This window comes from Prescottella defluvii (assembly GCF_000738775.1).
In the GTDB taxonomy this organism is placed as follows: domain Bacteria; phylum Actinomycetota; class Actinomycetes; order Mycobacteriales; family Mycobacteriaceae; genus Prescottella; species Prescottella defluvii.
In genome coordinates this window covers 1-15,085 of sequence record NZ_JPOC01000027.1, presented here as the reverse complement: position 1 = coordinate 15,085, position 15,085 = coordinate 1, and the positions used below count along the sequence as shown (strand labels likewise).

10 protein-coding genes are annotated in these 15,085 nt (G+C 68.4%); 1 reads left to right on the top strand and 9 read right to left on the bottom strand.

The features are described from left to right. Window positions 1–108: 108 nt before the first annotated feature. The 9 genes from IJ15_RS0110740 to IJ15_RS0110700 all read right to left on the bottom strand — a co-directional run bounded on the left by IJ15_RS0110740 (window position 109) and on the right by IJ15_RS0110700 (window position 12,604). Complete coding sequence (locus IJ15_RS0110740) at window positions 109–1,995, bottom strand: alpha/beta hydrolase-fold protein (protein WP_031938340.1); 1,887 nt, start codon at window positions 1,993–1,995, stop codon at window positions 109–111. A 192-nt stretch (window positions 1,996–2,187) separates the two neighbouring features. Beyond that, complete coding sequence (locus IJ15_RS0110735; RefSeq protein WP_031938339.1) at window positions 2,188–3,186, bottom strand: alpha/beta hydrolase; 999 nt, start codon at window positions 3,184–3,186, stop codon at window positions 2,188–2,190. A gap of 288 nt (window positions 3,187–3,474) precedes the next feature. Then, window positions 3,475–5,388: a flagellar motor control protein ZomB gene (gene zomB / locus IJ15_RS0110730; protein WP_031938338.1), complete on the bottom strand. Its 1,914-nt coding sequence runs from the start codon at window positions 5,386–5,388 to the stop codon at window positions 3,475–3,477. Next, window positions 5,366–6,271 (bottom strand): decaprenyl-phosphate phosphoribosyltransferase, encoded by a 906-nt coding sequence (locus IJ15_RS0110725; RefSeq protein ID WP_031938337.1) that lies wholly within the window; start codon window positions 6,269–6,271, stop codon window positions 5,366–5,368. Before IJ15_RS0110725 ends, zomB begins: the two co-directional genes overlap by 23 nt. Continuing rightward, window positions 6,268–6,783 carry a phosphatase PAP2 family protein gene (locus IJ15_RS0110720; protein WP_031938336.1) on the bottom strand — a complete coding sequence of 172 codons (516 nt, stop codon included), beginning with the start codon at window positions 6,781–6,783 and terminating at the stop codon, window positions 6,268–6,270. Before IJ15_RS0110720 ends, IJ15_RS0110725 begins: the two co-directional genes overlap by 4 nt. Then, on the bottom strand, window positions 6,767–8,617 hold the full coding sequence (locus tag IJ15_RS0110715; protein WP_031938335.1) for a glycosyltransferase: 1,851 nt from the start codon (window positions 8,615–8,617) through the stop codon (window positions 6,767–6,769). Before IJ15_RS0110715 ends, IJ15_RS0110720 begins: the two co-directional genes overlap by 17 nt. Then, the gene (glf, locus tag IJ15_RS0110710) at window positions 8,614–9,834 is read right to left on the bottom strand and encodes a UDP-galactopyranose mutase (RefSeq protein WP_031938334.1); all 1,221 of its coding nucleotides are present in this window, start codon (window positions 9,832–9,834) and stop codon (window positions 8,614–8,616) included. The genes IJ15_RS0110715 and glf overlap by 4 nt, the downstream gene beginning before the upstream one ends. A gap of 81 nt (window positions 9,835–9,915) precedes the next feature. Next, window positions 9,916–10,674 (bottom strand): MerR family transcriptional regulator, encoded by a 759-nt coding sequence (locus tag IJ15_RS0110705; RefSeq protein WP_031938333.1) that lies wholly within the window; start codon window positions 10,672–10,674, stop codon window positions 9,916–9,918. 157 nt (window positions 10,675–10,831) lie between these two features. Then, window positions 10,832–12,604, bottom strand: coding sequence for a SpoIID/LytB domain-containing protein (locus tag IJ15_RS0110700; protein WP_051918759.1), 1,773 nt, complete (start codon window positions 12,602–12,604; stop codon window positions 10,832–10,834). Between the two features lie 390 nt (window positions 12,605–12,994). Here IJ15_RS0110700 and IJ15_RS0110695 point away from each other — a divergent pair, with 390 nt between their 5' ends. Continuing rightward, the gene (locus IJ15_RS0110695; RefSeq protein ID WP_031938331.1) at window positions 12,995–15,052 is read left to right on the top strand and encodes an N-acetylmuramoyl-L-alanine amidase; all 2,058 of its coding nucleotides are present in this window, start codon (window positions 12,995–12,997) and stop codon (window positions 15,050–15,052) included. Window positions 15,053–15,085: the final 33 nt, after the last annotated feature.

Below are 15,085 nucleotides of genomic sequence, written 5' to 3'. Positions count from 1 at the left end.
AGACTCTTGAAACAGGCTACAGATGCAATGCGGGCGGTGACCGGATCGTCCGATCCGGTCACCGCCCGCACGTGGTCAGTCAGTGGTCAGCCAAAGGGCAGTCGAAGGTCAGCGGATCGCTGCCTTGCCGTCCTTGATGGTGATGACACCGTGCTGGAAGTTCTGCTCGACACCGCCCGGGATGTCGAACTGATCACTGATCGGGAAGCCGAGGCGACCGTTCTCGTAGTTCTCGCCCTTCCAGGCGTCGAAGATCGGGCCGTTCTTGACCGACCAGGCGCCGCTGGCGGGGCTCCAGTAGATGTTGCCGTTCTGGAACCGGTTGAAGCGACCGCCATCCTTGACGGGGACCTCGCTGGTCACGGGCAGTCCGAGCCAGCCGTTCTCCCAGCCCAGGTCGCCGTACTTCTTCATGATCAGACCCTGGACCGCGTTCGCGCCGGTCTGCGGGGTCCAGTAGACGGCTCCGCCTTCGAAGCTCTGGATCAGGCCGTCCTTGCCCGGGATACTCACGGCCTCGGCCGTGGGGTACCCCAGCGCGCCGGTTTCCCAGCCCAGCTTGGACCAGGTATCCCGGATCGGGCCGGACACCGCCTGGGCGCCGGTCTGCGGCGTCCAGTAGATCGAACCGTGCTGGAAGTGGTTCAGACGGCCACGGCCGTCGGGGAGCACGACCTCGGGGCTCGTCGGCATTCCGAGGTCACCGGCCGGTCCGCCGGTGCCCTGGTACGTGCCGCCGATGCGTCCCGCCACGGGGTAGGTTCCGCTGCCCGAGTGGAAGATCCGACCGAAGCGGAAGTCCTGCGCGACACCGCCGGGCACCGAGTACTCACCGGTCAAGCAGTCGCCGATCCACGGGTTGCCGTTCGCGACCGGCGCGATGCCACCACCCGGGCCGCAGGCCGGCTTGTCGACCTCGACGCCGAGCGCGTTGGCGAGCTGAGGCCACAGCTGGTGCAGCTCGAACTCCCAGTACGGCCACGAATGCGTTCCCGACGGGCGGTAGTTCACGGTGGCGGGGATGTTCAGCTTGCGCAGCTTGGTCGTGAACGTCTGCGACGTCAGACGCGACAGGATCTCGAGACCCATACCCGCGTAGTTGGTGCTGATGCCCGGGATGCCGGACGGCTGGTCGTAGGGACCCGTCGTTCCGCTGCCGCTCGAGATGTACAGGCTGACGCCCTCGAGCTGGTCGGCCAGCAGGTACGGATCGTGCGCGGCCCACGCGTCGTTGGTGGGGTTGCCCCACATCGCGTCGGAGTCGAATCCGCCGGCCTCGGCGATCGCGAACGAGATGGCCTGCGGCATACCGAGCGTCGTGGTCGCGAGGATGCCCGACAGCGAACCGGCGAACTTGAAGAAGCCCTGGTTACGCGCCGCCAGCATCATCGCGGACGTGCCGCCCATCGACAGGCCGACGGCACCACGCGTCTGCGTGGTCCGCCACTGGCCCTCGAGGATCGGCGGAAGTTCCTTGGTGAGGAACGTCTCCCACTGGTAGTTGTGCCCGTTGTTCTGGTCGAGCCAGTCGGCGTAGAAGCTCGAGTTGCCACCGATCGGCAGCACCACGTTGACGTTCTTGTCGGCGAAGAACGCCTCGGCGTCGGTGTCGAGGGTCCAGCCGTTCTCGTCGTCCCGCGCGCGCATGCCGTCGAGCATGTAGACGGCGGGGAACTTGGCGTCCGGCTTGGCGTTCCAGTCCCGTGCGAGCAGCAGTTGCACCTGGATCGGGACACCCATCGACGGGGAGTTCACCCACACTGCGACCCGACGATCGGTGAGCCAGTCGACGCGCTGGACGGTGCCCGGGGCGCCGGCCTGCATGGTCGAGGGAGCACCGGGGGTACCGATCGACTGAGCGACGGCGGTGCCGCCCGAAGTCAGACCCGCCGCGATCGGCAGCACCAGCGCGGCCGCGGCGAAGCCGAGCGCCCGCTTGCGCCAACCTCCCCCGGCTACGTCGCGGCGCTGTGGCCGCTCGAGACCTAGTCGCATCGGGACAACTCTCCTTCGTCGTGGCGGACGCCCCCGCCGGGACTGAACATCGCTTCCTTACTACCCGGAAGGACCTTCGAAGTGGGGTTGCCGCGCTGGTGGAATAGTGAATTCGTCGTGACGAAATGCGACATGCCATTCCCCGCGCCCGAGGCGTGAGGAATGGCATGTCGGTTCAGATCATGGTTTCGATCACCGAGCGCCGAGCGCGTCGAGGATCTGGGTGCGAGACTTCCACAGCTCGTCCGACCAGTAGCCCCACGCGTGGGTGCCGTTGGCCGGGAAGCTGTAGGTCGCGGGGATCTTCAGCTTGTTGAGCTTGAGCTGGAACGCGCGGGTGTTGGCCAGCGACAGGGCTTCGAGCGCCATCGCGTTCGCGGCGTTGTAGTACTCGACCGGCTTCTTCGGGTTGTCGTACTTGCCGGGCAGACCGCTCGCGGCCGAGATGTACATCGACAGACCCTTGAGCTTGGGTGCGAAGACGAACGGGTCGTTGCGCAGCCAGCTGGGGCTCCACGGCGGGCCCCACATCGAATCGACGTTGAAGCGGCCGGCGTCGAGCATCGCGATGCGGATGGCCTCACGCATGCCCGGCGCCGAGATGTGCAGGTATCCGGAGAACGATCCGGCGAACTTGAACTGGTCCCGGTGGTACGCGGCCAGCGTCAGTGCGGCCGAACCGCCCATCGACAGTCCGAGGACGGCGTTGTTGGTGCGCGAGACGCCGCGGGTCGCCAGGTAGGCGGGGAGTTCCTCGGTCAGGAACGTCTCCCACTTGTAGGTGATCTCCTGCCCGTTGAAGTTGCTGGGCGCGTACCAGTCCGTGTAGAAGCTGGACTGGCCGCCGACGGGCAGCACCAGGGTGACGTCGTCGGCGCGGAACTGGTCGAACGCGTTGGTCTCGAAGCTCCACGCGTTGGCGTCGTCACGGGCGCGGAGTCCGTCGAGCAGATAGAGAGCGGCGTCGCCACCACGCGCGGCCCACTGGACCTGCACCTTGATGGGACCCATCGACGAAGGCACCGAGAGTTCTTCGTATCCACCCGCCGGGGCAACGGCGCGGGCCGGAGCGGCAGTCGCGACAGCGCCACCCGCGATTCCGGCGGCGAGGGGCAGCACGAGGGCCGCGGCGCCGAGCGCCATCACCCGCTGTTTGAAGCGCCGGGTCAACCTCTGTCGATCAAAACGCATGGGTACTGCTCTCTCTTCGTCTTCGTCTGCGGGCCCGCTCGCCAGAGTGAGCACCATCGGATTCCGTCGGGGAACAAGGCTTTCACCGGCCCGATCTCGACCGGGTCGGTAGTGGACCTCATCCAAGTCGCACTGCGCTCGGTGGACTTTATGTCACGGTTTGCGTTGACACAAATGCCGTGCAATGCAACGACGAGGGGTACTCGTGTGTTGCTCGTCACTCGCAATGAGATCGATTCGCCACGGCGGCACGTTACACAAACGAGACAGTTCGGGCCGGGTGAACGCTCACGACGTCGGAGTTCCGAGCCCACACCTCTGGATCTCGTACGCCGGGACGCGGTCGATCCGGTAGTCGGCGAACTCGAAGGACCGCCGGAAGTTCTGCTTGAACCTGGCCCACGTGAGCTCCGAGCGGTACGACGTGAGCAGATCCTGGGTCTGCGGGCAGGTCAGCGCCGTCCGGGCGTCGGCCACCCAGCGCTCGTCGATGAACGGCGGCAGCCACGGATGCACCGGGACCATGCCGGCGTCGGCGACGATCCAGTCCGGGGGCAGGTCCTTGTCGTGGCCGATGCGTCCCTCGGGGAGACGATCGGTGTGCGCGGCGATGGGGTTGGCCAACCCGATGTTGTCGACCACGCGCACGTCCAGCGAGACGTTCATCGAGGCCATACCGAGCATCGGGAAGAACACCGTGTGGCCGGCACCGCCGGGAGGGATCGGCAGCGGAGGCGGCACGACCCACATGAAGTCGTGAGCGCCGGAGGAGATCAGCACGCCGCCGTCCGGGGTGTCCGCGATCGTCGAGGCGATCGCCCGGACCCGCGGGAAGTCCAGGTAGTCCTCGGCGCGGATCGGGTGTTCGTGACCGGTCTCGAGCGAGTAGAACGCCCGCTCGTCGACGATTCCGTTCCGGCCGAGCACGGTGCCGTTCGGCAGGCCGCCGAGGCTGGCGGCCCACGCCGCCCACCCCACGACGCCCAGCCAGATCGCCAGCGATCCGGCACCGAGGACGACCGACCGCCGATCCCCCGTCCGCGGCACGCGGATCGGGACGACGGCCACCGGCAACAGCAGGCAGAACAGGGCCGGCAGCAGGGTCCGCCCGTGCATGAAGTCGCCGCCGACGCGAACGGCGTACGCCGCCAGGAGGAGTCCGCCGAACAGAATGAAGGACACGACGCCACGGGTGCTGCGCATCCACCGGCGAGCGCGGAGCACCCGAGACTGCGCGGGTTCCGTGGTCGCGGCGGGGACGCGCCCGGCGGACCGGGTCAGGTACCAGGCGAGCCCGGCACCGACACCGAGCAGGAGGAGCGGAATCCACAGCAGGTAGGGGCCGACGAGGTTGCCGAGGTACGCGAAGCCCTGCGCCCATTCGGAACCGCCGGCCTCCTTGGTGACCGCCGTGTTCGGGTACGGCAGGCCGTAGTAGCCCATCCGCCAGATCTGATAGCCCACCGGCACCAGGCCCGCGACCACGACGAACGCGATCCGCGAACGCCAGTCCATCTCGGTCGCCACCAGCACCATGAGCAGGGCGAGGGCGCCGAGGAGCGCCATCTCGGGGCGCACCAGCGGACTCAGGCCGGCGACGAACGCCAGCGTCAGGACCGAGGAGCGGGACGGATCGGCGGCCTGCGCCCACCGCACGAGCAGCAACGCCAGCAGGGCGATCCAGAAGAGGACCAGGCACGTTTCCAGACCGGAGGTCGCGAAGTCCCGAGCCGGGGGCAGCGCGATGTAGACGAGGACACCGGCGGGCAGGAGCACCGTCACGGTGCCCGACGCCGCGATCGTCGGCATGTAGAGACGCCTCGCGGCGACCATCGCCAGCACGACGGCACCGACGGACAGCACCAGCGCGAGCGACAGTACGACGTACTCGAGCCGGGCCTGCGTGATCCACCCGAAGGCGTACACGACGTACGTCCACAGCGTGCTGGTGTTGGCCTCCACCCGCTCGCCCGCGTTGAAGACCGGACCGTTGCCGGCGAGCAGGTTCCGCACCGTGCGCAGCACGATCAGCCCGTCGTCGGCGATCCACCGTCGCTGCCACGCGCCCCACGCGAACAGGAACGCCGTCACCACGACACCACCGACGAACACGGCGCGACGGATGCGGTTGCCCTGTCGGCTCCGATCCGCGGCGGGTTCGTCGGTGGTGCGTGTCGGCTCAGATGAGGTAGAGAGCGACACCTACTACCCCGATCCAGGCAATCGCGAGGAACTGGAGCACTCGGTCACCGAGCGCGATCTCTTCGGGCTCGCCCGCCTCGCCACCGTCGACGTCCACCGCGTATCGCAGGATGGCGATCGTGAAAGGAACCATCGAGATCGCGAACAGGTTGGTGTCGTTCGCACGATCCTGCTCGAACGCCCACAGTCCGTAGCAGAGCACGACGGCCGTCGCCGACAGCGTCCACACGAACCGCAGGTAGGTGCCGGTGTAGTACTCGAGCGACTTACGGATCTTCGCGCCGGTACGCTCCGCCAACTGCAGCTCGGCGTAGCGCTTGCCGGCCGCCATGAACAGCGACCCGAACGCCATGATCAGCAGGAACCACTGCGACAGCGGGATCTCGGCGGCCACACCGCCGGCGATCGCGCGCAGCAGGAAGCCCGACGAGACGATGCAGATGTCGAGGACGGCCTGGTGCTTGAGGCCGAAGCAGTACGCCAGCTGGATCCCGATGTACACGGCCATGACGACCGCGAGCTGCCAGTTCGCGAAGAACGACAGCAGGATCGCGCCGGAGAGAAGGACGACGGCCATTCCGTAGGCCATGTTGACCGGCAGCACGCCGGCCGCGATGGGACGGAACCGCTTGGTGGGGTGCGCCCGGTCGGCCTCGACGTCCATCGCGTCGTTGACGAGATAGATGCCCGACGCGGCCATGCAGAACACGACGAACGCGAGCGCGACCGGCAGCAGGACGTCGCCCTGCGTGACGGACCCGGCGGCCAGCGGGGCCGCGAGCACGAGCACGTTCTTGACCCACTGGCGCGGACGGACGGCCTTGACGATGCCTCCGGCCAGCGTCTTCGGGGGTCCGGTGACGACCGCCGGCTCCTCGCTCATTTCACTCCAAACTTCTGCTCGGCCCGCAGCACAGCCGCTGCGGATACGGCGCCGAGTGCCGACCCCGCGAGCACGTCGGTCGGGTAGTGCACCCCGAGAACCAGGCGCGAGAGCAGCATCGGCGGGACCAGTACCGCAGGCAAGGGTAGCCCGGTGAGTCGACCGAGCAGCACTGCCGCCGCCGTAGTGGACGTCGCGTGCGACGACGGGAAGCTCAGTTTGCTGGGCGTCGACACGTTGATCTGCACGGACGGGTCGTTCGGCCGGGGCCGGCGGATGACGCGTTTGATGACGATCGACGCCGCGTGCGCGCCGACCGCGCCGACCGCGACGCCCGCCCAGCTGCGGCGACGCGGCTTGTCCAGTGCCGCGCCGACGGCGGCGACGGCCACCCAGCCCAGGGCGTGCTCACCGAAGTGCGACATGCCCCGCGCCGCGCGGATCACCTGGGGCTTGGACCCGATGGTGGCCTGCACGGTCTGCAGGATCCGGACCTCAGATGCCGAAGACACGCTCCCACCTCTCCTTGCTGGTCAGCTCAGGCGCGGCGGCCTGGTACTCGCGGGCGACATCCGGGAACCGCTCTGCGAGTTCGCGGCGCAGGCGCAGCGACTCCTTGAGCAGTCGGGCCGCGACCTTGGGGTCACGCTTGCGGTAGACGACGCCGCGACCGTCGGCGGTGGTGACGGTGACGCCGTCCACCTGCGACAGCAGGAACCAGCGCGCGTCGAGCGTCGGCACGTTCAGCTGCGGCTGCTCGTGGTGCTCGGGCTTGGACTTCTTGACGTTGTGCACCAGACCCTTGACCAGGCGGGTGGCGATGGCCACCTTGTTGGTCGGGAGGCTGACGTTGCCGACGTCCTCGCGGGACGGGAGCGGCAGGCTCGTCGAGGACGGCAGCACCACGGCGTCGGGGTATTCCTTGCGCAGCGCGTGGACGGTACCCAGCGCGGTGGGCAGCAGGTCGGCGACGTGCTGGGGCCCCGCGAGGAAGTCCGCGATCGCCAGGTTCTGGATCGCGACGGTGGAGTACTCGAGGCACAGCAGGTGCTTGATCGTGGCCTTGACCGTGCTCAGCACCAGCCCGTTGATGCTGTCGGGCATGTGCAGCGCCGCGACGACGAGGCGGTTGCGGAGGTGGAAGTACGCCTGCCAGTCGATGGCGTCGTCCTTGTCGCTCCACGCCATGTGCCAGATCGCGATGCCGGGCACGGTGGCCGTGGGGTAGCCGGCGCGCTGGGCGCGCAGCGCGTACTCCCAGTCGTCCCACTTGATGAACAGCGGCATCGGGAGGCCGATCTCCTCCGCGCAGACGCGGGGGATCATGCACATCCACCAGCCGTTGCCGTCGACGTCGATGCGACGGTGCAGGTCCTTCGAGTTCTCGCGGTCACTGAGCGGGTACTGCGAGAAGTCGTGGTCGTACTCGGCGTTCGGCGCACCCGTCCACATCGTGACGGAGCGGTCGATCACCTCGCCCATCGTGTGCAGGTGGCTGCGCTCCTGCAGGTTGAGCATCTGACCGCCGACGAGCATGGGGCTCTTGGCGAACCGGGACATCGCGAGCGCGCGCAGGACCGAGTCCGGCTCGATCTCGATGTCGTCGTCCATGAAGAGGATGTACGGACTGTCGGTCGTCTTCAGCGCCTCGTACATGATCCGGCTGTACCCGCCGGAGCCGCCGAGGTTGCCCTGGTCGTGAATCGTGAGCCTGTCGCCGAGGATGGCGGCGGCCTCCGCGAAGCCCGGCTCGTCGCGCACCTTGCGGGTGCCCTGGTCGGGCATGATGACGGCGTCGATCACCTCGAGGACGAGGGGGTCGGAGGCGAGCGCGGTGAGCGCCTTCACGGCGTCGGTCGGACGGTTGAACGTGGGGATGCCGACGGCGACGCGACCCTCACCGGGGGCGTCGACCGGCGCGTACCAACCGGCGCTGCGCAGTTCCACCTCGGCGTCGGTGGTGATGTCGAACCAGACCCAGCCGCCGTCCTCGAACGGCCCCAGGTCCACCTGGAATTCGAGGCTCCCCTCGCGGAACTCCTTGCCCTCCACATGGATCCGTGATCCGTCCGCCTTGGAGCGGTACACGTCGACGCGGCAGTGCCCGGACAGCTCGAGCCGCAGCAGGACGGACTCGAGGACCGTCCAGCGGCGCCAGTAGCTCGCGGGGAACGCGTTGAAGTAGCTGCAGAACGACACCTCCGACTCGGCGCCGATCGACAGCGACGTGCGTGACGTCGCGTGCGCGCGGTGCGCGTTGGTCGTCGACTCCTCGGTGTAGAGGCTGCGGACGTCGAGCGGTTCACCGGCGCGCGGGAGCAGTACCCGCTGCAGCAGCGCGCTCACGCGAGGTCTCCGGCCAACTGCTCGCCGGACTCGAGGTGCGGGCGCAGCGTGTTGTCGAACATCGACAGCGCGCTGGCGATCGCCATGTGCATGTCCAGGTACTGGTAGGTGCCCAGGCGCCCACCGAACAGGACCTTCGCGTTCGCCGTCTCGGCCTTCGCGCGGTCGCGGTAGGCCTCGAGCTTGGCGCGGTCCTCGGGGGTGTTGATCGGGTAGTACGGCTCGTCGTCGCTCTCGGCGAAGCGCGAGAACTCGCGCATGATGACCGTCTTGTCCTTCGGGTAGTCCCGCTCCGGGTGGAAGTGGCGGAACTCGTGGATGCGGGTGAAGGGGACGTCGGCGTCGTTGTAGTTCATCACCGGGGTGCCCTGGAAGTCGCCGCAGTCGCTCAGGACCTCGGTCTCGAAGTCGAGGGTGCGCCAGCCCAGCTCGCCGTCGGCGTAGTCGAAGTAGCGGTCCAGCGGGCCGGTGTACACGACCGGGGCGTCGGGGTTCGCGGCACGGATGTCGTCGCGGACGTCGAACCAGTCGGTGTCGAGGCGGACGTCGATCTTGTCGTCCTTCGCCATGTTCTCGAGCCACGCGGTGTAGCCGTCGACGGGCAGACCCTCGTAGGTGTCGTTGAAGTAGCGGTTGTCGAACGTGTACCGCACCGGCAGCCGGGTGATGTTGCCGGCGGGCAGGTTCTTCGGGTCCGTCTGCCACTGCTTGGCGGTGTAGTCGCGGACGAACGCCTCGTACAGGGGGCGGCCGATCAGCGAGATCGCCTTCTCCTCGAGGTTGGACGCGTCCTTGGAGTCGAACTCGGCGGCCTGCTCGGCGATGAGGGCACGCGCCTCGTTCGGCGAGAAGTAGCGACCGAAGAACTGCGACACCAGGCCCAGGCCCAACGGGAACTGGTACGACTGGCCCTTGTGCATCGCGAAGACGCGGTGCTGGTAGCCGGTGAACTCGGTGAACTGGGTGACGTAGTCCCACACCCGCTTGTTCGAGGTGTGGAACAGGTGCGCGCCGTACTTGTGGATTTCGATCCCGGTTTCGGGCTCGGCCTCCGAGTACGCGTTGCCGCCGAGGTGGTGGCGGCGCTCGACGACGAGCACCCGCTTGCCCAGCTGCGTCGCAGCCCTCTCGGCGATCGTCAGTCCGAAGAATCCGGATCCGACGACGATGAGGTCGTACTGACCTGCGGACGGGGCGGGCGCGTTTTGGGCAGTCACGAAAAACAGGGTAGGCGACTCCGTCGCCCGTGCGCCTTTCCGGTGGCGCGAACCACCGAAAAGGCGCACGGTGTGTGGCGGCTACAGGTCCGCCGCGAACGCCAGCATGGCGTCCCGAACGAACTCCGCGGTGCCCTCGCCGTGCCGGTCGTAGTTCTGCGCGAACCGGGGATCGGACACGTACATCTCCCCCAGGCCCGCGAACTCGTCGGCGCCGGGACGACGCCCCTGCCAGCCCGCCGCGACCCACTCGTAGTGCCGGCGGGTGATCTCCTGGGCCTCGGGGCCGTCGGGTGCGAGACCGGCCGCGTGGGCGCGCCCGTAGTCGGCGGCGATGTCGAGTTGCGCCTGCTCGAAGCCCTCCTTGTCGGCCGTGGACAGTGAGCGCCACCACGTGTCGCTGCCGCGGTAGGCCTCCTCACCCCACCGCTCGATCACCTCGTCCTTGTATCGGGTGTGGTCGAATCCGTCGAACATCTCCTCGGCCATCAGTGGCTCGCCTCTCCTCGTCTTGTCCAGGGTCGTGCGCACCGACGCGATCAGGCGTTGCAGCCGAGCCTGTTCCTGCTCGAGCAGGTCGAGGTGGGTGCCGAGCGCCGTGACCGTATCGGTCTCGCCGCCGAGCAGGTCCGCGATCGCCGCCAGCCCCAGCCCCAGTTCACGCAGCAGCAGGATCCGCTGCAGTCGCACGAGCGCGGCCTGGTCGTAGAACCGATAGCCGTTGGCCCCGATCCGGCTCGGCTCGAGCAGTCCGAGGCTGCCGTAGTGCCGCAGTGTCCGGCTCGTGGTTCCGGTGATCCGCGCCAGTTGCTGGATGGACCACTCTCCGGGTCGGGTCACGTCGCCTCCTCGGTGCGTCGGTACACCCAGCGTGCAGGTTGACGTGACGTCAAGGTCAAGCGGAAACGGGAAATCGGGCAGGACCCGTGGGATGTTCCCCGGTTCCTGCCCGATTCCCGGCGACGCCGACTGCGGGCGTCCTTCTATATAGGGGTCGCTATTCGGGAGTGCCCTCCGACGCGATCTCCCCGCCGCCCGGCGGCAGTTGCTGCAGGACGACGCTGGAGTCGACGACCTGCGCGCCCAGCGTCGGCGTCCACACGATCGTGCCGCCGGCGTAGGTGCGGAACTTGCCCGACTCGTCGAGGAGCATCAGTTCGGGACCGGTGGGTGCGCCGAGACTGCCGGCCGGGCCCCCGAGTTCGCGGTACTTGACGTCGATCGGCGACTCGGGATCCACGACGTCGGCACTGCCGGGAGCATCCGCCGCGGCTGCCACGTCCGCCACGTTCACGGGGTCCGCGATCGGCAGGGGCCCGGCCGAGCCCGGCAGGACCGGGAGCGGCGGCAACGGCGGGAGCGGAGGCAGCGGCGGCAACGGGAGCGACTCGAGCGAACCCGGCGTGATCTCCGGCAGCGGCGGCAGCGGCGGCAGCGGGAGCGTCTCGAGCAGGTCCAGCGAGCCCGGCGGCAGCTCCGGCAGCGGCAGGCCCGGGATCGGCCCCGGTGCGCCACTGCCGCCGACGGTGAACCAGTCCGACTTCAGTCCCAGCTTCCATCGGGTGTCGTCGCCGGACGCCTCGACGGTGCGGGTCGAGCCCACGACCTTCACCCGGGTCACGCGTCCGCCGTCGGCGCCGAGTCCGTTGCGGCCGATCACCTCGAACGAGAACAGTTCCCCGACGCCGAACGCGTTCGCGATGGCGCCGGCCGTGACGGTCTTGGTCCAGTTCCGGTTCGGGGACACGATGTCGCCGTCGTCGACGACGGCCGGGAAGACGCCGCCGGCGGTGAATCCACCGGACGACGACGAGAACTCGGCCGCCACGGTCTGGTTGCCGCGCTTGAGCACGGTGCCGGCGGTCGAGTTCACCGCGTCGGTGGTCCGCCGGTCCTCGTTGGACGAACCCCGATACACCTGGCAGGACTGGGTGTCGCAGGTCTTCGCGTAGCCGTAGCGACGCTCGGCCGCGGCGTAGGAGCGCGCCGCGATGGCCTGGGCGCGCAGCGCCTCCCGCCCGCCGGAGTCGGCCCACGACGGCACCGACTCGGCCGGGACGACTCCGTAGAGGTACTCCTCCATCAGCACCCGGTTCACTGTCCGCCACGCGCCGTTGCCGTCCCGGGTGACGTTCATCGTGCCGCGATACGGCACGTTGCCGTCGCACAGTCGCAGGTGCTCGTTGGAGGGACGATTCGCGCCGAGATTCACCGGGTCGACCCACGCGTGTCCGGTGGAGCCGCGCCAGATCTCGCGGCCGCTGCAGCCCTCGGTGACGGTGACGTCGATGCCGCCGGGCGTCGGGGTGACGTGTGCGGCGGAATTGGGTCCGAAGGAGCGGCCGGCGACGTTGAGGCCGGCCTGCGAGTAGACGTCGAGGCGTTTGTCGTCGCGGTCGAGCAGTCGCACGGTGACGAACGGGTCGTCGACCCGGCCGAGGGTGGTGTTGCCGTAGTAGTGCCCCACGATCCGTTCCGCGGACCACCCGTGGTTCTTGGCGTAGCCGTAGGCGCCGTACTGGCCCATCCCGCGGCCGTGCCCGAATCCGTGGCCGGTCAGCGTGATCGGCGTGTCGGCGGCAACCACCTGCGTGATCGCGGGTTCCGAGTTCCGCTCGACGGCGGTGAGCGCGACCACGGCTCCCACCGCGAGAGCCGGAGCCAACCCGAGGGCTGTCAGCCTGCCGAGGGACCGGGAGGGGCCGGTCACGAATCGTCGACGGACGCGGACGCCGCGGTTCGCGGCTCTGCGAAGACGGGGGATCGCCATACTGCGCTCCTCATCGGTGAAGGGTCCGGATCATCGCGCGAGATCCGGAAACGGTCGTGCCGACGTCGCAGCTGCCGGTGGATCTGGAACGAAGCAGCGGCCCGACCTGCACACTCCAAAAAGGCTCAAGCTAAGGTTGAGCGTTATGGATGTTGCGACTAGTGTGGCAACTGTGACTGGTGTTGGCAACAGCAACTACTGAGGTAACACCAATCACATCAGTAACATCTGCATCACAAGTTGCAGACATACTCGGATGATCTGTGGACTTCTTCCCGGGGCAGCCCCCAGGATTGCGTCCGAACCCCGACCCCACCGGGATCGGTCCGGCCGAGAGGTCGCTCGCAGCGCACGAAGACACCCCGCGCACTACCACGAGGAGAATTCGCCTTGCCGCACCGTCGACCGAAGAACTCGATCGTTCTGGCCGCAGTCGCCGCGGTGGCAGTCGCCGCGCCGTTCGCGGTCCAGGCCCTGAACAGCGACCCGTCGGATGTCCTGTCCGCCAGCGATTCCTACCCCACGATCGAGACCCAGATCGCGGAGGTCGTCCTCGCCTCGGTGCCCGACATCGTGATCCCCCTCAAGGAACTCACGGGGCTGGACCTTCCGGACATCCGCCTGCGGGATCTGCAACTGCCGACCGAGATCCCGCTGCCCGGCGGCGGTTCACTCGAACTGCCGTCGCTGACCCCGCCGGACGCCCCGGGCGACATCGCCGTACCGGCACCGGCGCCGGCACCGACTCCCGACGCGACGACGATCCCGGCGGATCAGCTCGGCGCCACGGTCAAGGAGATCACGCGGGACGAGCCGTTCTCGATGGTCGCGCTCACCGCGCCGAACCTCGAGTCGACGGTCACGAAGCTGCGCGCGAAGCTGTCCGACGGGTCGTGGGGCGAGTGGTTCACCCCCGACGTGATCGAGAGCGGCAGCGCCGACATGGCGTCGCAGTCCGGCCGGCAGGGCACCGATCCCGTGTTCGTCGGCGAGACGAACGCGGTGCAGATCCTCGTGACCCCCACCCAGAACGCAGCCGGCGCTGCGGACCCCGCGGGCGCCGCAGATGTGGCGGGCACCGGTGAGCCGGCGGCACCGGCCCCGGCGGACGCACCCCCGGCGCCGGCACCGGCACCGGCCGCAGCGGACGAGGCTCAGCAGCCGCTGGGTTACGTTCCGGCTGCGGTGGCCAAGCCACTGCGCTCGGCGACCGTCACCGCGGACGACATCGCCGCGGTTCTCATCAATCCCGGTAACGGGCCGCAGGATTCGAACCTCGCGGACGTCGCGACGCCGACCTCCGTGAACGGCATCAACGTGATCTCCCGCAAGGCGTGGGGCGCGGACGAGAACATCCGCTGCGGCAGCACGACCTACGACGATTCCACCGGTGGTGCGACCGTGCACCACACGGCCGAGAACAACAACTACACGCGGGAACAGTCGGCGGGCATCGTGCGCGGCATCTACGCCTACCACGCGCAGACGCTGGGCTGGTGCGATGTCGGCTACAACGTGCTCGTCGACCGCTTCGGCCAGATCTTCGAGGGACGATTCGGTGGTCTCGACCGCCCGGTTCAGGGCGCGCATGCCGGTGGCTTCAACGAGAACACCGTCGGTATCGCGATGATGGGCAATTTCGTGAACCAGCCGGCTCCGGCGGCCACGATCGAGTCGGTGGGCAAGTACCTGGGCTGGCGACTCAAGCTCGCGAACCTGAACCCCAAGGGCACGACGACGATGTACTCGGAGGGCACCTCGTTCACGAAGTACCCGCTGGGGACGGCCGTGAAGCTGCCGATCATCTTCGCGCACCGCGACGTCGGCTACACCGAGTGCCCGGGCGGCGCCGCGTACGCCCAGATGGACCAGATCCGTGACATCGCCGCAGCCAACTACGGCGGCAACAGCGGCGGCGGTACCGTCAGCCCGCCGCCCACGAAGCCCAGCTCGGGTGGCAACAACAACGGCGGCAACGGCACCAACTCGCTCGACCTGGCGCAGCACATTCCGTCCGTCGTGAACGGCATCCTGTCGATCGCGGACTCCAATCCGATCGCGCAGCAGTGGCTGGCCACGGGCGGCAACCGCGGCATGCTCGGCGACGCACTCACCGGCCTGCTCACCACCGCGACCGGGCAGCTGTACGCGATCTTCCAGAACGGCGCGATCTTCACCTCACCGCAGGGCGGGGTGGTGACGATGCTCGGCGAGATCTTCAAGTCGTGGCAGTCGTCCGGCGGCCCGCTGAGCGACATCGGCCTGCCGATCAGCGACGAGTACCGGGTGGCCAACGGAATGCGCAGCGATTTCGAGCGCGGATCGATGATCTTCGACGAGATCACCGGTCAGGTCACGACGGTGCCCAACGCACCGGCCGCGGCGGAACCGGCACCGGCACCGGCTCCCGTCGATGCAGTCTCCGAGGCGCCGGTTCAGGTCAACTGATCACGGAACACCGAACGGGGCTGCCCTCCACGA